The sequence below is a fragment of the Variovorax sp. PEI5 genome, from assembly GCF_056679935.1.
Genome location: NZ_CM155257.1, coordinates 537237 through 560338 on the forward strand (window position 1 = coordinate 537237; position 23102 = coordinate 560338).

At 70.1% G+C, this 23102-nt stretch carries 21 protein-coding genes; 10 read left to right on the forward strand and 11 right to left on the reverse strand.

What is annotated here, in order from left to right; genetic code table 11:
* Window positions 1-11: 11 nt before the first annotated feature.
* The 3 genes from AC1MLT_RS02495 to AC1MLT_RS02505 are packed head-to-tail and all read right to left on the reverse strand — an operon-like array spanning window position 12 to window position 1660.
* The gene (locus AC1MLT_RS02495; protein ID WP_481033705.1) at window positions 12-434 is read right to left on the reverse strand and encodes a PIN domain-containing protein; all 423 of its coding nucleotides are present in this window, start codon (window positions 432-434) and stop codon (window positions 12-14) included.
* On the reverse strand, window positions 431-685 hold the full coding sequence (locus tag AC1MLT_RS02500) for a FitA-like ribbon-helix-helix domain-containing protein (RefSeq protein WP_481034877.1): 255 nt from the start codon (window positions 683-685) through the stop codon (window positions 431-433). Before AC1MLT_RS02500 ends, AC1MLT_RS02495 begins: the two co-directional genes overlap by 4 nt.
* Before the next feature lie 48 nt (window positions 686-733).
* Window positions 734-1660 (reverse strand): LysR family transcriptional regulator, encoded by a 927-nt coding sequence (locus AC1MLT_RS02505; protein WP_481033706.1) that lies wholly within the window; start codon window positions 1658-1660, stop codon window positions 734-736.
* Between the two features lie 156 nt (window positions 1661-1816).
* Between AC1MLT_RS02505 and AC1MLT_RS02510 the strand changes: the two genes are divergently transcribed.
* The 6 genes from AC1MLT_RS02510 to AC1MLT_RS02535 are packed head-to-tail and all read left to right on the forward strand — an operon-like array spanning window position 1817 to window position 9102.
* Entirely contained in the window at window positions 1817-2668 is an 852-nt protein-coding gene (locus AC1MLT_RS02510; protein ID WP_481033707.1) for a fumarylacetoacetate hydrolase family protein, read from the forward strand.
* 15 nt (window positions 2669-2683) lie between these two features.
* The gene (locus AC1MLT_RS02515; protein WP_481033708.1) at window positions 2684-4768 is read left to right on the forward strand and encodes a hydantoinase/oxoprolinase family protein; all 2085 of its coding nucleotides are present in this window, start codon (window positions 2684-2686) and stop codon (window positions 4766-4768) included.
* On the forward strand, window positions 4765-6585 hold the full coding sequence (locus AC1MLT_RS02520) for a hydantoinase B/oxoprolinase family protein (protein WP_481033709.1): 1821 nt from the start codon (window positions 4765-4767) through the stop codon (window positions 6583-6585). Before AC1MLT_RS02515 ends, AC1MLT_RS02520 begins: the two co-directional genes overlap by 4 nt.
* A gap of 8 nt (window positions 6586-6593) precedes the next feature.
* On the forward strand, window positions 6594-6968 hold the full coding sequence (locus tag AC1MLT_RS02525) for a hypothetical protein (RefSeq protein ID WP_481033710.1): 375 nt from the start codon (window positions 6594-6596) through the stop codon (window positions 6966-6968).
* The gene (locus AC1MLT_RS02530) at window positions 6965-8131 is read left to right on the forward strand and encodes a CobW family GTP-binding protein (RefSeq protein ID WP_481033711.1); all 1167 of its coding nucleotides are present in this window, start codon (window positions 6965-6967) and stop codon (window positions 8129-8131) included. Before AC1MLT_RS02525 ends, AC1MLT_RS02530 begins: the two co-directional genes overlap by 4 nt.
* Window positions 8128-9102 carry a Bug family tripartite tricarboxylate transporter substrate binding protein gene (locus AC1MLT_RS02535; protein ID WP_481033712.1) on the forward strand — a complete coding sequence of 325 codons (975 nt, stop codon included), beginning with the start codon at window positions 8128-8130 and terminating at the stop codon, window positions 9100-9102. The genes AC1MLT_RS02530 and AC1MLT_RS02535 overlap by 4 nt, the downstream gene beginning before the upstream one ends.
* 15 nt (window positions 9103-9117) lie before the next feature.
* Here AC1MLT_RS02535 and AC1MLT_RS02540 read toward each other — a convergent pair whose 3' ends face one another.
* The 3 genes from AC1MLT_RS02540 to AC1MLT_RS02550 all read right to left on the reverse strand — a co-directional run bounded on the left by AC1MLT_RS02540 (window position 9118) and on the right by AC1MLT_RS02550 (window position 13052).
* Window positions 9118-10818: an electron transfer flavoprotein-ubiquinone oxidoreductase gene (locus AC1MLT_RS02540; protein ID WP_481033713.1), complete on the reverse strand. Its 1701-nt coding sequence runs from the start codon at window positions 10816-10818 to the stop codon at window positions 9118-9120.
* A gap of 201 nt (window positions 10819-11019) precedes the next feature.
* Entirely contained in the window at window positions 11020-12381 is a 1362-nt protein-coding gene (locus AC1MLT_RS02545) for a sensor histidine kinase (RefSeq protein ID WP_481033714.1), read from the reverse strand.
* Entirely contained in the window at window positions 12378-13052 is a 675-nt protein-coding gene (locus AC1MLT_RS02550) for a response regulator (protein WP_481033715.1), read from the reverse strand. The genes AC1MLT_RS02545 and AC1MLT_RS02550 overlap by 4 nt, the downstream gene beginning before the upstream one ends.
* A 169-nt stretch (window positions 13053-13221) precedes the next feature.
* Here AC1MLT_RS02550 and AC1MLT_RS02555 point away from each other — a divergent pair, with 169 nt between their 5' ends.
* Together AC1MLT_RS02555 and AC1MLT_RS02560 are read left to right on the forward strand one after the other, a co-directional pair.
* Window positions 13222-13914, forward strand: a complete 693-nt coding sequence (locus tag AC1MLT_RS02555) for a phosphatase PAP2 family protein (RefSeq protein ID WP_481033716.1) — start codon at window positions 13222-13224, stop codon at window positions 13912-13914.
* A gap of 57 nt (window positions 13915-13971) precedes the next feature.
* Window positions 13972-15750, forward strand: a complete 1779-nt coding sequence (locus AC1MLT_RS02560; RefSeq protein ID WP_481033717.1) for a phosphoethanolamine transferase — start codon at window positions 13972-13974, stop codon at window positions 15748-15750.
* On the opposite strand, the gene AC1MLT_RS02565 is transcribed toward AC1MLT_RS02560, so the two are convergent.
* The 3 genes from AC1MLT_RS02565 to AC1MLT_RS02575 are packed head-to-tail and all read right to left on the reverse strand — an operon-like array spanning window position 15735 to window position 18688.
* Complete coding sequence (locus AC1MLT_RS02565; protein ID WP_481033718.1) at window positions 15735-16370, reverse strand: peroxidase-related enzyme; 636 nt, start codon at window positions 16368-16370, stop codon at window positions 15735-15737. The genes AC1MLT_RS02560 and AC1MLT_RS02565 overlap by 16 nt on opposite strands.
* On the reverse strand, window positions 16367-17290 hold the full coding sequence (gene eutC, locus AC1MLT_RS02570; protein WP_481033719.1) for an ethanolamine ammonia-lyase subunit EutC: 924 nt from the start codon (window positions 17288-17290) through the stop codon (window positions 16367-16369). The genes AC1MLT_RS02565 and eutC overlap by 4 nt, the downstream gene beginning before the upstream one ends.
* A gap of 3 nt (window positions 17291-17293) precedes the next feature.
* Complete coding sequence (locus AC1MLT_RS02575) at window positions 17294-18688, reverse strand: ethanolamine ammonia-lyase subunit EutB (protein ID WP_481033720.1); 1395 nt, start codon at window positions 18686-18688, stop codon at window positions 17294-17296.
* A gap of 137 nt (window positions 18689-18825) precedes the next feature.
* Here AC1MLT_RS02575 and AC1MLT_RS02580 point away from each other — a divergent pair, with 137 nt between their 5' ends.
* Entirely contained in the window at window positions 18826-19992 is a 1167-nt protein-coding gene (locus AC1MLT_RS02580) for an oxidoreductase (RefSeq protein WP_481033721.1), read from the forward strand.
* Window positions 19993-20237: 245 nt separating this feature from the next.
* Window positions 20238-20612: an FKBP-type peptidyl-prolyl cis-trans isomerase gene (locus tag AC1MLT_RS02585; RefSeq protein ID WP_481034879.1), complete on the forward strand. Its 375-nt coding sequence runs from the start codon at window positions 20238-20240 to the stop codon at window positions 20610-20612.
* Window positions 20613-20838: 226 nt separating this feature from the next.
* Here the strand turns inward: AC1MLT_RS02585 and AC1MLT_RS02590 are convergent, their stop codons facing one another.
* Window positions 20839-22431, reverse strand: coding sequence for an OpgD/OpgG family glucan biosynthesis protein (locus tag AC1MLT_RS02590; RefSeq protein ID WP_481033722.1), 1593 nt, complete (start codon window positions 22429-22431; stop codon window positions 20839-20841).
* A 58-nt stretch (window positions 22432-22489) separates the two neighbouring features.
* The gene (locus tag AC1MLT_RS02595; protein WP_481033723.1) at window positions 22490-23077 is read right to left on the reverse strand and encodes a LuxR C-terminal-related transcriptional regulator; all 588 of its coding nucleotides are present in this window, start codon (window positions 23075-23077) and stop codon (window positions 22490-22492) included.
* Window positions 23078-23102 lie beyond the last annotated feature (25 nt).

Sequence of the window (23102 nt, forward strand, 5' to 3'; positions counted from 1 at the left end):
CTGCGCATGGGTTACACCTGAGCCCATGGGTTGATGACTGTGACGCCCGCCGCCTCAAATGGGCTGGTGTCTCTGGTCGCAACAGCGAAGCCGTTGGCTGCCGCGATCGCCGCGATGTAGCCATCGGCCGTGGCTACGGCCAAGCCAGTGCTGCGGGCCTTGGCCATCAGCGCCGCATGGGCCTGGGTGCAGGCCAAGTCAAAGGGCAGCACTCGGCCAGCAAACAGAGGCAGCACGCGCTTTTCCAAGTTCTCTTGCAGGCCTACGCGTCGCTTGCCGGCCGGCAGCAGGGAGACACCCGCCCGCAATTCCGCAACCGTGATTGCGGAAAGGAACAAGGTCTCCATCGCCTGGGCATCGATCCACTTGATCACTCGGGGCTCAGGTGCGTGGCGAAGCGGCTCCGACATCACATTGGTGTCGAGCAAGATCATTCGAAGCTCACCGGACGCGCGGGCGCCTTGTCGCGCACCTGCTCGAACACCGCGAATTCTTCATCGCTCAGCTTGGCTTGGCGGCCCATGTCTGCCAGGAGCGAACCCAGCTTCACGCGACCCTTGGGGCTGATCGCTGACTCCAAAATCTCGCGCACTTCGGCCTCCATACTCTGGCCGTGCTGAGCAGCACGGGCGCGGAGGGCACGGTGCACCTCTTCGGAAAGATTGCGAACTGTCAGCATGGCCATGGTGATCTCTCCCAAAATATTGAATGCATGCATTTTGCCATTTTGCATTCATTCTTTCATCGGTTCCGTGATCCGATGCCCCCAGTCCGCCGCCAGGCGCTCGATGATGTCGGCCGCCTTGCGCCCCGCCGGCGACAGCTTGCCCTGCTTGGGGAAGGCCAGCATCACGTGCCGGAACAGGTCGGGGTCGATCAGCTGGCTGGCCTGCAGCCGGCCGCGATGGAGTTCATCGGCGATCGAGTAGGGGCCCATCACCGAGTAGAGACCGGGCGTGTGCGCGACCAGCTCCTTCTGCATCGTCAGCGAGTCCACCTCGGCGACCGAATCCAGGGTGAAGCCCAGGCTGCGCGCCGCCTCGTCGAGCGCGTTGCGCCAGTGGCTCGGGCGCCGGGGCAGCACCAGGCGCAGGCCGGCCAGGCGCGAGAACCCGATCGTCGGCTCGCGCGTGAGCGCATCGCCCGGCGCGGCGATCAGGTAGGTGTGGGCGACGCTCAGGAGGCGCTCGTCGCTGGCGCCACCCGGGCGGTCGAAGCGGAACAGGATCGCCATGTCGACGGCGCCGCCATCGAGCATGGCGTTGAGCTCGGTGCCCTGGGCCTCGGTGATGTTCAGGCGCACACCCGGGTGGTCCCGCCGCAGTTCCTGGAACAGCCGCGTCATGAGCGGGTGCGCCGCCGAAGGGATCACGCCCAGGCGCACCTCGCCGAGCAGCCGACCCGATTCCTCGCGCAACTCCTGCGTCAGGCGGTCGGTCTCCGCCAGCCAGGCGCGCAGCCGCCGTTCCGCGCGCCGGCCCAGCTCGGTCGGCACCACGCCGCGGCCGGTGCGGCGGAACAGCGGTCCGCCGAAGTCGGCCTCGAAGTCGCTGATCTGCCGGCTGACATGCGACTGCACCGTCTGACGACGGGCCGCGACCTTGCTCAGGCTGCCGGCCTCGAGCACTTCCAGGAATAACCGGACCATCGCGACGTTCATAGGATTTACCCGCATGAGCCATGCCAGATCAGGCAGATCTGATGGCGCCGAATTCTATCTATCCGGAGAAGCCATAGGTTCCTAAAGTCGTGCCATGCGCTGTGAGGAGCCTCATTCCGAGCCCGGTCCGCAGCGATGAATCCCAAGGAGACACGCTTGAAACTCGTCAGCTTCAACCACGCCGGACAGGCGTCCTATGGCCTCGTGGACGGCGACCGCTATCTGCAGCCGTCGGCCGACTTCCTGGTGCGCCATCCGGACCTGGCCTCGGTGCTGCGCGCCGGTGCCCTGGCCGAACTCGAACAGAACGCCCGGGACGCAGGCACGGCCTTGCGCGCCGACGACGTGCGGGCCCTGCCGGTCATTCCCAACCCGTCCAAGTTCATCTGCGTCGGACTGAACTACAAGACCCACGTGGCCGAGACCAAGCGCGGCGACAGCGAGCATCCGTCGCTGTTCCTGCGCTTCAACGACACACTGGCGGCCGATGGCGACGAAGTGCTGCGCCCCCCGTTCTCCGAACGCTTCGACTGGGAGGGCGAGCTGGCCCTGGTGATCGGCAAGGGCGGCCGCCACATCCCCAAGGCCCAGGCCTTCGAGCACATCGCCGGCTTCGCCTGCCTGAACGACATCAGCGTGCGCGACTGGCAGCGCCACACGCACCAGTTCACGCCGGGCAAGAACTTCCCCGGCACGGCGCCGTTCGGCCCGTTCCTGGCGACCCGCGACGAGGTGCCCGATGTCGGCGCACTCACGCTGGAGACGCGCGTCAACGGCGAGGTGATGCAGCACGCCAGCGTCGGCGACCTGATCTTCGACATCCCCACGATCATCGAATACGTCTCGCGCTTCACGCCGCTGTCGCCCGGCGACGTCATCGCCACCGGCACGCCCGGAGGCGTCGGCGACCGCCGCGAGCCGCCGCGCTACATGAAGGAAGGCGACGTGGTGGAGGTCGAGATCACCGGCCTGGGCATCCTGCGCAACCGCATCGGAACGGACGCCTGAGGCGACGCACCCACCATGGCACAGACCTCCGCTCCCCACCTGCGCATCGCCGTCGACATCGGCGGCACCTTCACCGACATGGCCGCCTTCGACGAGGCCACCGGCCGGCTGATGTTCGGCAAGGCGCTGTCGACGCATGGCAAGCTCGTCGATGGCATCCAGGCCACGCTCGACAGCGCCGACATCGACGTGCGCAACGGCCAGCTGTTCCTGCACGGCTCGACCATCGCCATCAACACGCTGCTCGAGCGCAACGGCGCCAACACGGCGCTGCTGATCACCGAGGGCTTCCGCGACATCTACGAGATCGGCCGCGTCAACCGGCCCGATGCCTACAACCTGTTCTTCAACAAGCACCAGCCGCTGGTCAAGCGCTCGCTGCGCTTCGAGGTCGCCGAGCGCCTGCGCGCCGACGGCAGCCTGCACAAGGCGCTGGACGAGGGCGCGGTGCGCGAGCTGGCCAAGGAGCTCAAGGGGCAGGGCATCGAGGCCGTCGCGGTGCTGCTGCTGCATTCCTACCGCAACCCGGCGCACGAGCAGCGCGTCAAGCAGATCCTGCAGGAGGAGCTGCCGCATGCCTTCGTCTCGGCCTCGCACGAGCTGTCGCAGGAGTACCGCGAGTTCGAGCGCGTCTCCACCGTGGTGGCCAACGCCTATGTCGGCCCGCGCGTGTCGCAGTACCTGGGCCAGCTGGAGACGCACCTCTCCGACAAGGGCTTCGAGGGCGACTTCTATGTCGTGCAGTCCACCGGCGGACTGTTCCCGATCGAGCACGCCCGCGTCGGCTGCGTGCGCATGCTGGAGTCGGGCCCGGCGGCCGGCGTGATCGGCGCGCAGGCCATCTGCGCCCAGCTGGGCATGGGCGACGCCATCGCCTTCGACATGGGCGGCACCACCGCCAAGGCCGGCGTGATCAGCGAGGGCCGGCCATTGACGACCGGCTCGGCGCTGATCGGCGGCTACGAGCGCGCGCTGCCGATCCAGATCCCGATGATGGACATCCACGAGGTCGGCACCGGCGGCGGCTCGATCGCCCGCGTCGAGACCGGCAACGCCCTGCGCGTGGGGCCGCAGAGCGCGGGTTCGATCCCCGGCCCGGTGGCCTATGGCCGTGGCGGCAAGGAGCCGACCGTGACCGATGCCAACCTGGTGCTCGGACGCCTCGACGCCGACAACTTCCTCGGCGGCGAGCTCAGGCTCGACATGGCCGCCTGCCAGCGCCAGATGGCCGAGCGCGTGGCCACGCCGCTGGGGCTCGAGCCGACCGAGGCGGCCGACGGCATCCTGCGCATCGCGGTGACGCAGATGTCGCATGCCGTGAAGGCCGTGACCACCGAGCGCGGCCTGGACGCCGGCAGCTTCACGATGGTGGTCTATGGCGGCGCCGGACCGCTGCATGCCTCGGCGATCGCCCGCGAGATCGGCATCCGCAAGGTGCTCATCCCGTACGCGCCGGGCTACTTCTCGGCCTACGGCATGCTGTTCTCCGACCTGCGCTACGACTACGTGCGCTCGGTGTTCCGCAAGTTGAACGATGTCTCGTTCGACGAGATCGAGGCCGCCTACCAGTCGATGGAGGACGAGGGCCGCGCCGCGCTGGAGCAGTCGGGCGTGCGGGCCGATGGCGTGGTCATCGAGCGCGCCGCCGACATGCGCTATGTCGGCCAGGAGCATGCCGTGACGGTCGACCTGCCCCTGGCCTACTTCGAGGGCCGCGACCGCTCGGCCATCAAGCAGCAGTTCGACGAGCTGCACAAGGTGCGCTATGGCACCTCGGCGCCCAAGGAACCGGCCGACCTGGTGAGCCTGCGCGTGACCGTGCTGGGCACCATGAAGAAGCCGCCGAAGCATCGGGTGGACGAGGGCGCCTCGCAGCCCGAGCAGGATGCGCGGCGCACGGTCAAGCCGGTGTACTTCCGCGCCGGCGGCTGGGCCGACACGCCGGTCTACAAGCGCGACCTGCTGCGCGCGGGCAACCTGATCTCCGGTCCCGCGCTGATCGAGGAACACGCCTCCACCACCGTCGTGCAGCCCGGCGACGAGCTGCGCGTGGACGAACTCGGCAACCTGCAAATCGCCATCGGGAGCGACCGCTCATGAACGACACCTACACCACCCCCACGCCGGCCGCCGGCGGCGCCGACGTCGCCGCGATCGATCCGATCACCGTCGAGATCATCCGCAACGGCCTCTATGCCGTCACCGAGGAGATGAAGACCAACCTGACGCGCACGGCCTACAACCTGATCATCTACGAGGCGCTGGACTTCACGGTCGGGCTCTTCACGAAGGAGGGCGACACGGTGTCGATCGGCCTCGGACTGCCGATGTTCATCCGCGGCATGTCCGAGACCGTCAAGGCCAAGATCCGGCACTTCGGCTACGAGAACATATTGCCGGGCGACATCCTGGTGACCAACGACGCCTACACCACCGGCAGCCACCTCAACCACTTCACCTTCACCATGCCGGTGTTCCACGAGGGCCGGCTGGAGGGCTTCACCTGCTGCATGGCGCACTGGCTGGACGTCGGCGGCACGCTGGGCAACGTCACCACCGACATCTTCAGCGAGGGGATCCAGATCCCCATCATCAAGTACCAGCGCGAGGGCGTGGTCAACCAGGACCTGATCGACATCATCGCCATGAACGTGCGGCTGGCCGAGCGCGCGCTAGGCGACCTGCGGGCCCAGATCACCGCCATCACCACCGGCGAGCGCCGCTATGTCGAGCTGCTGCAGCGCTATGGCGCCGATGCCGTCAATGGCTCGATCCGCCAGATCATGGATTCGTCCGAGGCGGTGGCGCGCAAGAACACGCTGTCGATCCCCGATGGCGTCTACGAGGCCGAGTCGTACATGGACGACGACGGGCTGGAGATCGGCAAGCGCATCCCGATCCGCGTCAAGGTGACGGTGGCCGGCGACGAGATGACGGTGGACCTGTCGGATGTCAGCAAGCAGGTGCGCGGTTTCTACAACTCCGGCTTCACCACCGGCATCGCCTGCGCGCAGGTGGCCTACAAGTGCCTGACCACGCCGACCGACTATCCCGTCAACGACGGCAGCTTCCGCTCGCTGAAGGTGGTGATGCCGATGGGCACGGTCATCAGCGCCGAGCGTCCGTATCCGATGCGGGTCTGGATGACCTTCCCGATGACGGTGATCGACACCATCTTCAAGGCGCTGGCGCCGGCCATCCCCGACCGCTCCATCGCCGGCCACCATGCCGACCTGGTGTTCCCGAACATCCACGGCATCTCGCCGGAGGACGGCCGGCTGTTCATCGTCGGCATCGGGCCGCTGGGCGGCGGCTGGGGCGCCAAGAGCAACGAGGACGGCGTCTCCGTCACCGTCTGCATCAACGACGGCGACACCCACAACAGCCCGACCGAGCAGCTGGAGGCCAAGTACCCGGTGCTGGTGGAGAAGTACGAGATCAGGAAGGACAGCGCCGGCGCCGGCCAGTACCGCGGCGGCCTGGGCGCGGAGATGGTGGTGCAGGCGCTGTCGCCCTTCACCGTGACGACGCGCATCGACCGCGTGCATTGCAAGCCCTGGGGCCTGGAGGGCGGTGGCGACGCCATGGGCAACGGCCTGGCGGTGCGCCACAAGGGCGAATGGAAGACCGATCACCAGAACGCCAAGATCTTCAACGTCCGCCTGGAGCGCGGCGACGCCTACCGGATGCTCTCGGGCGGTGGCGGCGGCTTCGGCGATCCGCTCGAACGCGACATGGACAAGGTCGCCGAGGACGTGCGCGAGGGCTATGTCGGCGCCGAGGTGGCGCGCGAGGTCTATCGCGTCGCGCTCGACGCCAGGGGCCGGGTGGATGCCGAGGCGACGCGCGTGCTGCGCTCGACATCCGGGACCGCGCGCGCGGCCGCGTCGGTCGATGTCGCCTGGGACGGACAGTGAGCCTCGCGATGGCCGATGACGTGGCGCAGCGCGCCGGCCGGCTGCAGCGGCTGTGGAGCGAGCTGGCCGTGCGCCATGTCGCGCTCGGTTCGAGCTGCGGCTGCGGCGCCGGCGGCGTCAGCCTCCAGCTGATCGACTTCGAGCTCGACATCGTCGACTACCTGGAGGACGCGGGTCTGCGTTCGGGCGTGGCGGCGGTCGAGGCCTTCTTCCGGGCGCGTCCGACCGCGCAGGCCGCCGGCCTGCCGCTGCAGGGTCTGCTGGAGGACCTGGAGCGCGATGCCTTCGATCCGCTGGCCAGCCAGTGGCTGCTGGGTCGGCTGGAGAAGACCCTGAATTCCTTCGCCGAATTGCACGGCGGGCCGCGGCAGGGCGGGCGATGAGCGGCCATTTCTCCTCGCTGGTGGCGCGCGACGCCGCAGCGGCGGGCGGCCGCGCCCGGATCCCGGTGACGGTGCTCACCGGCTTCCTGGGCAGCGGCAAGACGACCCTGCTCAACCGGCTGCTGCGCGCGCCCGACCTGCACGGCACGGCGGTCATCGTCAACGAGTTCGGCGAGATCGGCATCGACCACGACCTGATCGCCAGCACCACCGAGGACACCGTGCTGCTGGCCAATGGCTGCCTGTGCTGCGCGGTGCGCGGCGACCTGGTGGCGGCGCTGGTGGCGCTCGGCGCGCGCGACGAGCCCGACGCGCCGGCCCTGCGCCAGGTGCTGATCGAGACCAGCGGCCTGGCCGATCCGGCGCCGATCCTGCGCACCCTGATGGGAGACCCCGCCGTCGTCGAGCGCTTCGCGCTGGCCGGCGTCTGCTGCACGGTCGATGCCGTGCTGGCCCCGGGCACGCTCGATCGCCATCCGGAGGCCGAGCGCCAGATCGCGATGGCCGACCGGCTGCTGTTCACCAAGACCGACCTGCTGGACGGCCCGCTCGCGCCCGCATTGGTCGAACGCGTGGCGCGCCTGAACCCGGCCGGCACGCGCCACGCGCCCCCCGAGGACCCGGTGGCGGTGCTGTGCCGGATGCTGCGGACCGGCCGCGAAGCCGTGGCCGACGGTGCCAATGCCGATGCCGATGCCGATGCCGACGCTGTGGGGCAGGGCCTGTACTACCGCGCGCCGCCGGCGGCCGCGCAGATGCAGGCGCGGGCGGAGGCGCCATCGACGCACGCGGGCGGCATCCGCTCGTTCGTGCTCGTGCGCGACGAGCCGCTGCCGCGAGATGGCTTCGAAGCCTGGCTCGACACCGTGATCGCGATGCGCGGCGAGGACCTGCTGCGCGTCAAGGGCATCGTCAACCTGGCCGAGACGCCGGAGCGGCCGCTGGTCTTCCATGGCGTGCAGCACCTCTACCAGCCGCCCGAATCGCTGCCGGCCTGGCCGAGCGCGGACCACCGCACGCGCATCGTGTTCATCACGCGCGGCGTCGATGCCGAGGCGCTGGACGAGTCGCTGAGCGTGTTCGCGCGCCGGCGCCGCCCGCGCCCGGCCGCCACGCCCGCCGTACCACCGGATTCATCGGAACCCACAACGGAGACATCATGAAACGACTCGGATTCATCGCCGCCTGCGCCGGGCTCGCGCTCGCGCCGGCCTGGGCCCAGACCGATACGGGCAAGTACCCCGACCGGCTGATCCGCATCGTCGTCCCCTTCGCCGCCGGCGGCGGGGTCGACAGCGTCGCGCGATTGCTGGCCAACCAGCTCCACACCCAGCTCGGCGGCGTCTCGGTGATCGTCGAGAACCGGGCCGGCGCCAATGGCGTGCTCGGCGGCCAGGCCGTCAAGGCGGCGCCGGCCGATGGCTACACCCTGCTGTTCTCCGCCGCCACGCACGTGCTGGCCAAGGAGGTGATCAGCGCGCCGCCCTACGACCCGCAGACCGACTTCGCGCCGGTCGCCCGCGTCGCCGAGGCGCCGCTGATGCTGGTGATCGGCCCGGCGCTGGAGCCGCGCAACCTGAAGGAGGTGCTGGCCGCCGCGCGCAAGGAGCCGGGCCGCTGGACGGCGGCGATCCCGGCGGCGGGCGCGCCCAGTCACCTGGCCACGCTGCTGCTGGCCAAGCAGGGCGATGTCAGGTTCACCTACGTGCCCTACAAGGGCACGCAGCCGGCGGTGGTCGATGTCGCCGGCGGCCATGTGCAGCTGCTGCTGGACTCGATGATCTCGCTGCTGCCCCTGGCCAAGGCGGGCCGCGTGCACCCGATCGCCATCAGCTCGGCCCGGCGCAGTCCGCTGGTGCCCGACATCCCGACCGTGCAGGAGAGCGGCCTGCCGAACTTCACCTATGGCTCCTGGTACGGCGTGTGGGCGCCCAAGGGCACATCGGCCGAGCGCGTGCGCGTGCTCAACCAGGCCATCAATGCCGCCATGGCCGAGCTCGGCCGCAGCGGCGCGCTGGCCAGCCTGGGCGTCGAGCCCGTCACGCAGGATGTCGAGCAGTTCCGCCGCTATGTCACCGGCTTCGTGGCCCAGAGCGCCGAGCTGCTGCGCAGCGCCGGCTTCAAGCCGGAATGAGCCGGCGCCGGATGCTCACATGCCCACGTAGTTGGGTCCGCCGCCGCCCTCGGGCGTGACCCAGACGATGTTCTGCGTCGGGTCCTTGATGTCGCAGGTCTTGCAGTGCACGCAGTTCTGGGCGTTGATCTGCAGGCGCTCCTTGCCGGCGTTGGCCTCGTCGGGCACGTACTCGTAGACCCCCGCCGGGCAGTAGCGCTGCTCGGGGCCGGCGTACTCGGGCAGGTTGATGCGCGTGGGCACCGTCGGGTCCTTGAGCGTCAGGTGCGCCGGCTGGTTCTCCTCGTGGTTCGTGTTGCTGATGAACACGCTCGAGAGCTTGTCGAAGGTCAGCTTGCCATCGGGCTTAGGGTAGACGATCTTCTTGCACTCGGCCGCCGGCTTCAGGCGCTTGTGGTCGGCCTCGGTGCGGTGGATGGTCCACGGGATGTGCCCGCGCAGCACCAGCTGCTCGACGCCGGTCATGATGGTCGCGACCGTCAGGCCCTTCTTGAACCACTGCTTGAAATTGCGCGCCTTGTGCAGCTCGGTGTGCAGCCAGCTGCGCTCGAAGGCCGCCGGATAGTCGGTGAGTTCGTCGTGCTGGCGGCCCGCGCCGAGCGCGGCGAAGGCGGCATCGGCCGCCAGCATGCCGGTCTTGATCGCGCCGTGGCTGCCCTTGATGCGGCTGGCGTTCATGTAGCCGGCCTCGCAGCCCACCAGCACGCCGCCGGGGAACACCGTCTTGGGCAGCGCCAGCAGGCCGCCGGCGGTGATGGCGCGCGCGCCGTAGCTCAGGCGCTTGGCCGGCTTCAGGCCCTTGTCCTGGCCCTCGAAGTACCAGCGGATGTTCGGATGCGTCTTGAAGCGCTGGAACTCCTCGAACGGGCTCAGGTGCGGGTTCTGGTAGTCCAGGCCGACCACGTAGCCGATGATGAGCTGGTTGTTCTCGGCGTGGTAGATGAACGAGCCGCCATAGGTGTCGGACTGCAGGGGCCAGCCGGCCGTGTGGATGGCCAGGCCCGGCTCGTGGCGTGCCGGGTCGATCTCCCAGAGTTCCTTGATGCCGATGCCGTAGCTCTGCGGGTCCTTGCCCTCGGCCAGGTTGTACTTGGCGATCAGCTGGCGTCCCAGGTGGCCGCGCGAGCCCTCGGCGAAGACGGTGTACTTGCCGTGGAGCTCCATGCCCAGCTGGAAGGCGTCGGTAGGCTCGCCGTCCTTGCCGATCCCTAGGTTGCCCGTGGCCACGCCACGCACCTTGCCGTCGTCGGTGTAGAGCACCTCGGCGGCCGGGAAGCCGGGGAAGATCTCCACGCCCAGTTCCTCGGCCTGCTGGGCCAGCCACTTGGTGACATTGCCCAGGCTGACGATGTAGTTGCCGTCGTTGTGGAAGTTCGCCGGCAAGGCGAAGTTGGGCGTGCGGGTGGCGCCGCGCTCGCTGAGCATCAGGAAGGTGTCGGCGGTGACCGGCTGGTTCAGCGGCGCGCCGCGCTCCTTCCAGTCGGGGAACAGCTCGGAGAGGGCGCGCGGGTCCATGATGGCGCCCGAGAGGATGTGGGCGCCGGGCTCGGAGCCCTTCTCCAGCACCACCACCGAGACCTCCTTGTCGTAGAGCGCGGCGAGCTGCTTGAGCCGGATCGCCGTGGACAGTCCGGCCGGGCCGCCGCCCACCACGACCACGTCGTATTCCATGGCTTCGCGCGGGCCGTACTGGGCGAGGATTTCTTCTGGGGTCATGGGGGATCGTGGGGTCGATGTGGATGGGATCGGCGCCACCGACAGTGCGCGGCGCCATGCGTCGTGGGTTATCTCGTGTTGGTGTTATGGCACGGCCGCCCGACATTTTATGTACGCCGATATCGACAGCTGCGCGCTCCGCCATTGTTGCCGCTGGCGCCGCCGGGGCCTGTCGGCCAGGCGACGCGCGCCGCCATGCCCTCAGGCCGGCTGCAGGACGATGCGCGCCTCGAAGCCGCGCGGGCGGCCCGGTGGCGGCGATGCCAGCTCGAGCCGGGCCTCGTGCTTCTGCACGATGGTGGCGACGATCGACAGCCCCAGTCCGTAGCCGGTGCGCTCCCGCGTGTGGCGCACGTGGCGCTGCGCCAGGGTCGCGAGCTCGGTCCCGCTCACGCCCGGGCCGGCATCGCGCACCACCAGCACGCCCTCGGGCCGCACCTCGATCTCGACCGGGTTCGCGCCGGCATAGCGCAGGGCGTTCTCCACCAGGTTGCGCAGCGCGATCGCCAGGCCGTCGAAATCGCCCAGCACGATGGCGCCGTCCTGGCATTCGGGCACCTGCAGGGCGAGCCGGTCGAGCACCCGGTCGTCCTGCCAGAAGTCCTGCGCCACGGTGGCCGCCAGCTTCACCAGGTCGACCCGCGCGCGCGTGAGCGAGGCGCCGGACTCGGCGCGCGAGAGCTGCAGCAGCCGCTCGGTGCGGTGGCTGAGCATGCGCAATGCCTCCAGCGCGGCGACGACGTCCTCGCGCCGCAGGTCGGCGTCGAGCGCGGTCTGCAGGCGCAGTCGGGCGGCGGCCAGCGGCGTGCGCAGTTCGTGGGCGGCATTGGCCGCGAGGGCGCGCTCGACGTCCAGCGACTGGGCCAGCCGGTCGAGCAGGCGGTTGACGTGGTCGCCCACCAGCTGCAGCTCCTGCGGCAGGCCGGGCAGGGCGATCGGCTGCAGGTGCGTGCCGTTGCGCTGGCCGATCTCGTTGGCCAGCCGGCCCAGCACGGCCAGCTCCTGGCGCGCGATGCGGCGCAGCAGCCAGGCCAGCAGCGGCAGCGCCGCGCCCAGCGGGATCACCAGCCCGAACAGGGTGCGGTTGAGCGCGAGGCGGCGCTCGTCGAGCGGGTCGGCCACCTGCAGGAACAAGGGCCGCGTCGGGTGCTGCACCGTGTAGATGCGCCAGGCGGTGTTGGAGGCGAAGCCCGGCGCCACCGGCACGTCGAAGGTGCCGGCCGGCGTCTCGGCCGAGCGCACCAGCACCCGCTCGCCGCGATCGAGGACCTGGTAGATCACGGCCGCGTCCTCGAAGGTCGGCGTCGGCGCGATCAGCGGACCGCGCGCCTCCGCGTCCTTGACGTGGGCATCGACATCCTGGATCGCGATGTCGAACATCCGGTGCGAGACCTCGATCAGCTCGTTGTCGAAGTTGTGGTTGATCTCGCGGTCGACGTACCACACCACGCCCAGCACGCCCAACAGCCACACGCCGCCGATCCACAGGATCAGGGTGCGGATCAGGCGCCCGGCGAGCGTGTCGACCGGATTCGCGCCGCGCCCGGGCGTCGTCGTGGTCACCCGAAGTCCCCGACGTTCTGCACCAGCCGGTAGCCCATGCCGCGCAGCGTCTGGATGTGGGCGCGGCCGAGCTTGCGGCGCAGGCGGCTGATGAAGACCTCGAGCGTGTTGCTGTCGGCCTCGTCGTCGAAGCCATAGAGCGCGTTCTGCAGGCTCTCGCGGGTGTGGATGCGATCGGGCCGCGTGGCCAGCACGCGCAGCAGCGCCCATTCCTTCTGCGTCAGGGTCACGGGCATGCCGCGATCGCGCACCACCTCGCGCGCCAGGTCGATCTGCAGGGTGCCCAGCATCAGCACCGGCACGTTGGCCGCGCTGCGCCGCCGCTCGACCGCGCGCAGCCGCGCCAGCAGTTCGCCCGGGTCGTAGGGCTTGACGAGGTAGTCGTCGGCGCCGGCGTCGAGGCCGCGGATGCGATCGGTGACCTGGTCGCGCGCGGTCAGCACGATCACGATCGGTCGCTCCTTCAGGGCCCGGACCTGCGGCAGCAGCGCCAGGCCGTCGCCGTCGCCCAGATGCAGGTCGAGCAGCACGGCGGCGTACTGCGCGCCGCGCAGCGCGGCATTGGCGGCGGCCAGACTGGGCACGGCATCGACCACGAAGGCCTTGGCGCGCAGGTAGCCGCACACGGCTTCGGACAGGGCGACATCGTCTTCGACCAGCAATACGCGCACGGGGAGGTCCTTGGGCAGAAGAGGAGAGGATGGAAGAAGGAATGAAGGAAGGGCGGGCACGGCCGGCGGCCGCGACGGCGAGTTTATCGACCGCCGGGCACCCGGCCCTCCAGCTTCAGGCTGCGTTAAGTGAATGTGCCTAGTCTGGGAGTTTTCGGAAAACATTGCATTGACTGATTCGTCCGGCGCCTCGGATCGCCTTCTGCTCGCCCTCACCGCCCTGGCGCTCGTGCCGATCGTGCTGTGGGACCTCTCGGGTCTGGATCTCGCCATGGCGCGGCTGGCCGGCGACGCCGCCGGTTTCGCGCTGCGCGACAACCGCCTGCTGGTCCTCGGACTGCACGAGATCCCGCGCTTCCTCGGCATGCTCGGCGTGGTGGCATTGGTGGCCGCCGTGCGCTGGCCCCTGGGCGTGCTGCGGCGGCTCGATGCGCGGGCCCGACTGCAGCTGGCCCTGAGCGTGCTGGCCGCGCTGGCGGCGGTGTCGCTGCTCAAGAACACCAGCCGCAGCAGCTGTCCCTGGGACCTGGCGGAGTTCGGTGGCGTGGCCAGCCATGTCTCGCACTGGAACTGGCGCCTGCGCGATGGCGGCCCGGGACGCTGCTTCCCGGCCGGCCACGCCTCGGCCGCGTTCGCCTACCTGGCCGGCTGGTTCGTGTTGCGCCGGGTCTCCCCGGGCGCGGCCATGGCCTGGCTGCTCGCCGCGCTCGGCGCCGGCCTGGTGCTGGGACTCGCGCAGCAATGGCGCGGCGCCCACTACATGAGCCACACGCTGTGGACCGCCTGGGTCTGCTGGAGCGTGGCGCTGGCGATCGATGTCGCCTGCCGCCGCGCGACGCGCCGTCGCCTCGCGCCAGTCTGAACGAATCCTGAGTGGATTGTTCAGACCCACTTCAGTCCGGCTGCGGATCATGAGCGGGTGCCCGATGCCATCCAACCGATCCTGCCGCCACCGCCCAGCGCCGTGGCCTCCGCCGCCACCGCCCCGTCGCCGTTCGAGCCGCCGCCCACGGGCTGGCACGCCCTGCGACGCTGGCTGTCGCGGCCGCGCTCGCCCCGCTTCGTCGTCGGCGTCCTGAGCCTCTACCTGCTGCTGGCGACCAACTGGCCCCTGTGGCGCGAGCTCGCCCGCATCGGCGGCGCGCCGAGCCTGTACATGCATTCGATCGCCACCATGGCGATGCTGGTCGGCTTCGGCACCGCCGCCGCGCTGACCCTCACGGCCTGGACACGTGGCATGAAGCCGGTGTGGTGCGCGCTGGTGCTGGTCGCGGCCGTCGCGCAGCACTACATGCTGACCTACCGCGTCGTGATGGACCCGACCATGGCGGCCAATGCGCTGCAGACCGACATGCACGAGACGCGCGACCTGCTCGGCTGGCGCATGGCGTTCGGGGTCGCGCTGGTCACGCTGCCGGCGATCTGGTGGATCGCGCGCGTGCCGCTCCTGCCGATGCGCGCCTGGGGCCAGATCTGGCGCAACGCGGTGATGCTCGTCGTGGCCCTGCTGGTGGTGGTGGCCAGCGTGGTCGTCGATTCGCGCGACTTCGCGCCGCTGATGCGCAATCACGTGACATTGCGCTACATGGTCAATCCGCTCGCCAGCCTCTACTCGACCAGCCGGGTGGTGCTCAAGCCGATGTTCGCGCACACCCGCAAGCTGGTCCTGACCTCGGCCGGCGCGGCCCTCGGCACCAGCTACGCGACCGGGGCCAAGCCGCCGCTCTTCGTGGTGGTGGTGGGCGAGACGGCGCGCGCCGACCACTTCGCGCTCAACGGCTATGGGCGCGACACCACGCCCGAGCTCGCCGCGCGCGGCGTCGTGAGCTGGCGCGACGTGCATTCGTGCGGCACCAACACGCTGGCCTCGGTGCCCTGCATGTTCTCGCCACTGGGCAAGGAGGGCTACGAGAGCGCCAGGGACGACCACGAGAACCTGGTCGACGTGGCGCAGGCCGCCGGACTGGCCGTGCTGTGGATCGACAACCAGCCCGGCGGCTGCAAGGGCGTGTGCGACCGCGTGCCCCATGCGGCCGCCATCGACGGGCTCGACGCCGCCGCCAAGACTGCGCTGTGCAGCGATGGCGAGTGCCTGGACGATGCCATGCTGGTCGGCCTCGACCGCCGCATCGAGGCCTTGCCGCCGGAGCGCCGCGCGCGGGGCGTGCTGCTGCTGATGCACCAGATGGGAAGCCACGGACCGGCCTACCACAAGCGGTCGTCCGACGACATGAAGCGCTTCACGCCCGAGTGCCGCACCAACGTGCTGGCCGACTGCAGCCATGCCGAGCTGATCAACGCCTACGACAACTCGATCGCCTACACCGACCGCTTCCTCGGCCGCACCATCGACTGGCTCAAGACCCGCTCGCCGAACTACGCCACCGGGCTGCTCTACCTGAGCGATCATGGCGAATCGCTCGGCGAGTTCGGCCTGTTCCTGCACGGGCTGCCCTACCAGATGGCGCCGGAGGTGCAGAAGCACATCCCGATGGTGGCCTGGTTCGACCCTGGCCTGGCGACACGCGACATGCTGTCGACCGCCTGCCTGCAAGCCGGCCGCGACACGCCGCTCACGCACGACAACCTCTATCACACCGTGCTGGGCGTGATGGACGTGACCACGCCGAGCTACCGGCACGGGCTCGACGCCTTCGCCCGCTGCCGCAGCGCCGAACTGGCTCAGCTCGCGCGCTGAGGCCGGGGCACGCGCCCGAGCAGGTAGAACTCCGGATTGGGCTGCATGCCGGCGAAGCTGGCCATGCGGTTGGACAGACCGAAGAACGCCGTGATGGCGGCGATGTCCCAGATGTCCTCGTCGTCGAAGCCATGGGCCTGCAGGCGGGCGAAATCGGCTTCCTCGATCTCGTGCGACCGCTCGCAGACCTTCATCGCGAAGTCCAGCATGGCGCGCTGGCGCGGCGTGATGTCGGCCTTGCGCCAGTTCACCGCCACCTGGTCGGCCACCAGGGGCTTCTTCTCGTAGATCCGCAGCAGCGCGCCATGCGCCACCACGCAGTAGAGGCAGCGGTTGGCGGCGCTGGTGACGGTGACGATCATCTCGCGGTCGCCCTTGGTGAGGCTGCCGTCCTCCTTCAGCATCAGCGCGTCGTGGTAGGCGAAGAAGGCGCGCCATTCGGCCGGGCGGCGCGCCAGCGCCAGGAACACGTTGGGCACGAAGCCGGACTTCTCCTGCACCGCCAGGATGGCGGCGCGGATGTCGTCGGGCAGGTCGGCGAGATGGGCGGCGGGATAACGCTCGGCGGTCGGAGCGGCATCGGCGTCGGCGGTGGCGGTGCGCGGGTCGGGCGAGGTCATGGGTGTCTCCTGGAGGTCGGAGCCGTCATGATGGCATCCGCCCGGTCGCTGCGGGGGGCGGACTCCAGCACCGCCAGGTCGCTCTCGTCCTTGAGCGCGATGCCGGTGGCGCCGCGGCGCAGCGCCTCGCGCATCAGCCAGGCCAGCTTGAAGGCGGCGGCGTCGCTGGCCAGCCCGGCGGGGCGCACGTTCGAGATGCAGTTGCGCTCGGCATCGTGGCGGCCGCGCCGGGGGGTGTGCGTGAGGTAGATGCCCAGGCTGTCGGGCGAGCTCAGTCCCGGCCGCTCGCCGACCAGCATCACCGACAGGCGCGCGCCGAAGGCCTCGCCGACCTCGTCGGCCAGCGCGACGCGGGCCTGCGTGGCGATCACCACCGGGGCGAAGCGCGTGTCGGCGGGCAGGTGCGGGCGCAGGGCCGCCAGCAATGGCGCGGCATGGCGCTCGACGGCGAGCGAGGAGAGGCCGTCGCCGATCACGATGCAGACCTCGCAGGCCGCGCCCTCGGCGGCGCGCGCCGCGCCCTCGCGCAGGCGTGCCGCGTCGCCGGCGTCGAGCCGGCGCCCGAGGTCGGGCCGGCGCAGGTAGGTGGCGCGGTCGGCGGCCTGGCTGCGCACGCGCTCGACCGTCCAGCCCTGCGTCGCCAGCCGGCCGGCGAGGGCCTCGACGTCGAGCGCCGCGTGGATGGCGTCGCGCGCCATCGCGTGCGCCCAGCCGAAGCGCAGGGTCTCGTCGGTCGGCATGCCGGTGCCGACCCGGCCCAGCGCCAGCCGCGCCGGCGTGGCGCGGCGCCACTCCCGCCAGGGGTCGGGGGTGACCACGGGGGCGGCGCCGGCGCCGGCGACGTCGGCCGAGGGTGCCGATGCCGGGTCGCTCCGCGCGTCCCGTGGGTCCTGCGGATCGCGGGGTTCTGGCGTGTCCATGGTTCAGCTCCCCAGCGAGGGCAGGCGGCCCATGTCCGCGAGCAGGCGATGGGTCGCCGGCGGCGCCAGGCGGCCGGTGTCGTCGGTGATGCGCATGCGCTGCAGCCAGGCCTCGAACTCGGGCGCGCGCTTCAGGCCCAGCGTCTCGCGCAGGAACAGCGCGTCGTGGAACGAGGTGCTCTGGTAGTTGAGCATCACGTCGTCGGCGCCCGGCACGCCGATCAGGAAGGTCAGGCCGGCCGTGGCCAGCAGCACCAGCAGGGTGTCCATGTCGTCCTGGTCGGCCTCGGCGTGGTTGGTGTAGCAGACGTCGCAGCCGATCGGCAGGCCCAGCAGCTTGCCGCAGCAGTGGTCCTCCAGGCCGGCGCGGATGATCTGCTTGCCGTCGAACAGGTATTCCGGCCCGATGAAGCCGACCACCGTGTTGATCAGCAGCGGCCGGTAGCGCCGCGCCAGCGCATAGGCGCGCACCTCGCAGGTCTGCTGGTCGACGCCGAAGCCGGCATCGGCCGACAGCGCGCTGCCCTGGCCGGTCTCGAAGTACATGACGTTGTCGCCCAGCGTGCCACGCCCCAGCGAGCGCGCCGCGTCGTGGGCCTCGTCGAGCAGTTCCGGCGTGACGCCGAAGGACAGGTTGGCCTTCTCGGTGCCGGCGATCGACTGGAACACCAGGTCCACCGGCGCCCCGGTCTCGGCCAGCTTCAGGGTGTTGGTGACGTGGGTGAGTACGCAGCTCTGCGTCGGGATCTCGAAGCGCTGGATCACCTCGTCGAGCATGTGCAGCAGGCGGCCGAGCACCGGCAGGCTGTCGGAGGCCGGATTGAGGCCGATCACCGCATCGCCGGCGCCATAGAGCAGGCCGTCGAGGGTCGAGGCCGCGACGCCGCGCAGGTCGTCGGTCGGATGGTTGGGCTGCAGGCGCACCGCCATGTGGCCGGGCAGGCCGATGGTGTTGCGAAAGCGCGTGACCACGCTGCACTTGCGCGCCACCGCGATCAGGTCCTGGTTGCGCATCAGCTTGGAGACGGCGGCCACCATCTCCGGCGTCAGGCCGCTCGCCAGGGCGCTCAGCGCGGCGGTGGTCGCGTGCTCCGACAGCAGCCAGTCGCGCAGGCCGCCGACCGTCAGGTGCGACACCGGCGCGAAGGCCATCGCATCGTGGCCGTCGATGATCAGGCGCGTGATGTTGTCGCTCTCGTAGGGGATCAGCGCCTCGGTCAGGAACTGCCTGAGCGGCGTGTCGGCCAGCACGTGGCGCGCGGCCATGCGCTGCTGCGCGGTGGCCGCGCCGATCTCCGCCAGGTAGTCGCCCGAGCGCGCCGGGCTGGCGCAGGCCATGACCTGCTTGAGGTCCTCGAAGTCGAAGACATGGGCATCGAGCGTGGTTCGGTAGCGCATCGTGGATTTCCTCGCTGGAGACGGTGGGGACGACGGCTCGATCCTCCGAGGGCCGCCGGGGCGTCGTGAAGGATTGGGCGCGAAGTTTGCTTCGCATCGGGCATCCCATTGTTCCGCAATCCACCGGAGGACTCCCCATGCCAGATCTCTTCAGCCCCTACACGCTCAAGGGCGTGACCCTGCGCAACCGGATCGTCATGTCGCCGATGACCATGTACAACTCGGTCGACGGCAAGCTCGACGACTATCACGTCAGCTACCTGGGCGCCCGAGCGGCGGGTGGCTTCGCGCTGGTCTTCGGCGAACAGATGGCGATCACGCCGGACGGCCGCACCACCACCTCGTGCGCCGGCATCTGGAGCGACGACCAGATCGAGGGCCACGCGCGCGTCTGCGCCATCATCGAGCGCATGGGCGCGGTCCCGGCCATCCAGCTCGGCCACACCGGGCGCAAGGGCAGCGAGCTGCCGCCCCATCGCGGCACCAATGCCGAGGGCACCTGGAAGCAACTGCCGCCCGACCACCCCGACGGCTGGACCTGCGTCGCGCCATCGGCCATCCCGTATGGCGGCGGTGGCCACGTCCATCCGGTCAGGGAGCTCAGCGTCGGGGAGATCAAGGCCATCCACCAGGCCTATGCCGACGCGGCGGTCCGGGCCCTGGACGCGGGCTACAAGTGGCTGGAGATGCACTACGCGCACGGCTACCTGGGCGCCAGCTTCTTCTCGCCGCTGGCCAACCAGCGCACCGACCAGTACGGCGGCAGCGTGGCCAACCGCGCCCGTTTCCACCTGGAGGCGCTGGATGCCGTGCGCGCCGTCTGGCCGGAGAAATATCCATTGACCATGCGGCTCGGCTCGGACGACCTCCATCCCGCCGGCACGCAGTTCGAGGATGCCGTGGTCGCGGTCGGCCTGATGAAGGAGCACGGCCTCGACCTGGCCGACCTGTCGCTGGGCTTCAACACCGACGAGATGGTCGACGCGCCGATGAACGACGTTGGCTTCATGATCGAGCGCGCCCATCGCGTGCGCACCGAGATCGGCATCCCGGTCGCCACCAGCTGGAACCTCGGTGTGCCGCAGAACGCCGACCGGGTGATCCGCGAGGAACTGATCGACCTGGTCATGCTGGGGCGGCCGGCGCTGGCCAATCCGCACTGGCCGGTGTGGGCCGCGCGCGAGCTCGCCCATCCGTCGCCGTTCTCGCTGGTGCAGCAGGACTGGCGCTGGTGGCTCGAGAACTTCCGCGGCCACGCGCCCAGCATCGGCTGGCCGGAGGTGAGGCCGCAGGCGATGGGTTGAGCCTCGTCCGTGCCGCATCGTGGCCCGGGTGGAACGATGCGGCCATCGGCCTCGGGGCCATGCGCCCGGGCCGGCATGCGCGGGCGCCATGGCTTCGAGCGAGCGCTCACGTCGGATGGCCCGACGGCGCGCCGGGTGGAGGAGGGCATGGCAATAATCGCCGTCCGAACTTCCTCAACGAAAGCGTGCCTTCCATGTCCATCGTCCTCCGCGCCGCCATCCTCGCCGCCGCGACCGCCGCCTCCATGACCCTGCTGCCCGCCGCCTGGGCCCAGGGCGCTCCCGTCACCACCCCGAGCGGCCTGGTCTACCAGTCGATCAAGGAAGGCAGCGGCGCCTCGCCGGCGGCCTCCGACACCGTCAAGGTCCACTATCGCGGCACGCTGCAGGACGGCAAGGAGTTCGACAGCTCCTACAAGCGCGGCGAGCCGATCGAGTTCCCGCTCTCCGGCGTGATCCCGTGCTGGACCGAGGGCGTGCAGAAGATGAAGCCTGGCGGCAAGGCCAAGCTGACCTGCCCGCCCGCCATCGCCTATGGCGCGCGCGGCGCCGGCGGCGTCATCCCCCCCAACGCGACCCTGAACTTCGAGGTCGAACTGATCTCCGTCCGCGGCCGCTGAGCCCCGCCCGGATCAGCCCAGCCAGGGACACCGCGGAACCGGCTCCGCCGGGCCGCCGGTGTCGCCCCCTGCAAGGGGGTTGGCGAAGCGACACGAAGTGCGCGAAGCCTGGGGGTGAGCCAATGACCCCGCGGAACCGGCTCCGCCGGGCCGCCGGTGTCGCCCTCTTGAAAAGGGGGTTGGCGAAGCGACACGCAGTGCGCGAAGCCTGGGGGTCAGCCCCTGGTCATGGCTGGTATTGATACAGCCACGTCTCCGTCAGCGTCTGGTCGCCGGTCTTCAGATAGAGACGCATGTCGACCGGCTCGGTGCCATCGACCGTGAAGTCGAACTGGGCCCGCCAGTGGCCGGCCACGCCGTTGGGCACGGCCTCGGAGAAGATGTACGAGAAGCGCCCGCGCGAGGCGGTCAGCACCAGCTCCGGCTTGACGCCGAAGGGCAGGGTGGCGAGCGGCGCGCCGATGAATTCCACCATGAATTTGCGCACGCCCGCCGGGCGCGGCTGGCCGGGCTGGCCGCCACGCCCGATGCGCGTGGCCACGCAGCGTCCGAGCGGCGACGGGAAGGGCTCCTTGTCGGTCCAGTGCAGGCGGTACTTCAGGGCATAGGTGGAGCCGGCGCGGGCCGGCGCCTTGGGCACCCAGAAGGCGACCGTGTTGTCGTGGATCTCGTCGTCGGTCGGGATCTCGATCAGCTGCACCGCGCCTTCGCCCCAGTCGCCCAGGGGCTCGACCCACAGGCTCGGCCGCTTCTCGTAGAACACGCCGTCCTGGTAGTGGTCGAACGAGCGGTCGCGCTGCAGCAGGCCGAAGCCGCGCGGACGCGTGTCGCCGAAGGCCGAGGCGCGGGTCTGCGTCGGATTGTTGAGCGGGCGCCAGATGTGCTCGCCGGCGCCGTTCCAGATCGCCAGGCCGTCGGAGTCGTGGACCTCGGGGCGCCAGTCGATGCCGCTGGGCTTGAGGGTCTCCGAGTACCAGTACATCGAGGTCAGCGGCGCGATGCCCAGGCGCGCCACGTCCTTGCGCAGGAACAGCTGGCAGTCGATGTCCATCAGCACGGCGGCATCGCGCTGCATGACGAACTTGTAGGCGCCGGTGATGCTCGGGCCTTCGAGCAATGCATACACGGTGACGCTCTTGCTGCCCGGCGCCGGCGGCTCGAAGTGGAAGCGGGTGAAGGTCGGGAATTCCTCCGGCTTGTCGGGCACCGCCACGTCGAGCGCGATGCCGCGCGCGGACAGGCCGTACTGGTAGAGCTCGCCGATGGCGCGGAAATACGAGGCGCCGAGGAAGGCGACCCAGTCGTTCTTCTTCCAGTCCAGCTTGGCCTGGTCGCCCAGCCGGCTCTCCTGCAGGCGGAAGCCGGCGAAGCCGGCGCCATCGGGCAGCTGGCGCGCCGGACTGTCGGCGGGCATGTCGAAATACGCCGCGTCGTAGAGGATCTCGCGCGAGAAGAGGTCGCCGCCGGCGGTCTCCAGCACGTGCATGTGGACCGGCACCTGGAAGAAGCGCCCGAGGTGGAAGAAGGTGACCGGATAGGCGCCGGGGCCGTCCTTGAAGAGCGCGCTGTCGGTGTCGAACCTGATCTTGCCGTGCGCCTCGTAGTCGATGCGTTCGAGCACGGCGGCCGGCAGCGCGGTGTCGACCACGTAGGGGCGCGTGGCGAGCGTGCGGGCCTGGGCGATCAGCCGTTCGAAGGAGAACGGCGTGGGATCGGAGAGCTTGAGCCCGGTGGCGGCGAGCGCGGCGGCGGGCAGTCCGAGGGAGGCGAGCGCCACGGAGGCGCTGCCGGCGGCGAGGAAGGATCGTCGATCTAGCATCCGGCCATGGTACCCAAGGGCCGGGCCCAATCCGTGTATCCGGATGCCACCGAAGGTGTCAGCCCGCCATCAGCTTCTGCACCAGTTCGGCGGTCGTGGCGGCGGCGTACTTGCGCATCAGGCGCGCGCGGTGCAGTTCCACCGTCCGATGGCTGATGCCCAGCACGCGGCCGATCTCCTTGGAGGTGAGGCCCTGCATGACCTGCGCCGCGACCTCGCGCTCGCGCGGCGTCAGCGCCGCCTTGGCCTGGCGCCGCGAGCCCAGGTCCTCGAAGGTCCAGATGCCCGACTCGTGCGGCCGCGACCGGTTGAGCGCGTGGCCGGTGACGTGGCACCAGAAGGTCTCGCCGGCGAAGGCGCCGTGCAGGTCGCCGAGCCGGCGCATCATGCGGTGGTCGGCATAGCGTCCGCTGGCGTTGAGGATCGGCACCAGGCGCCGGCCGATGCGCTCGAACTCCACCGCGCTCGGATACAGCACCCGCAGCGACTGGCCCACCAGCTGGTCCCGGGTGGCACCGAACATCTCGCACAGGCGCTGGTTGCAATCGACGATCTCGCGTTCGCGCGACAGCACCATGCCCACCGGCGCGCGCTCGAAGGCCAGGCGGTAGTCGATGCCGGCGACGGGGGGCTCGGGGCTGTCCATTACGAATTACTACGTATGCGGGTAC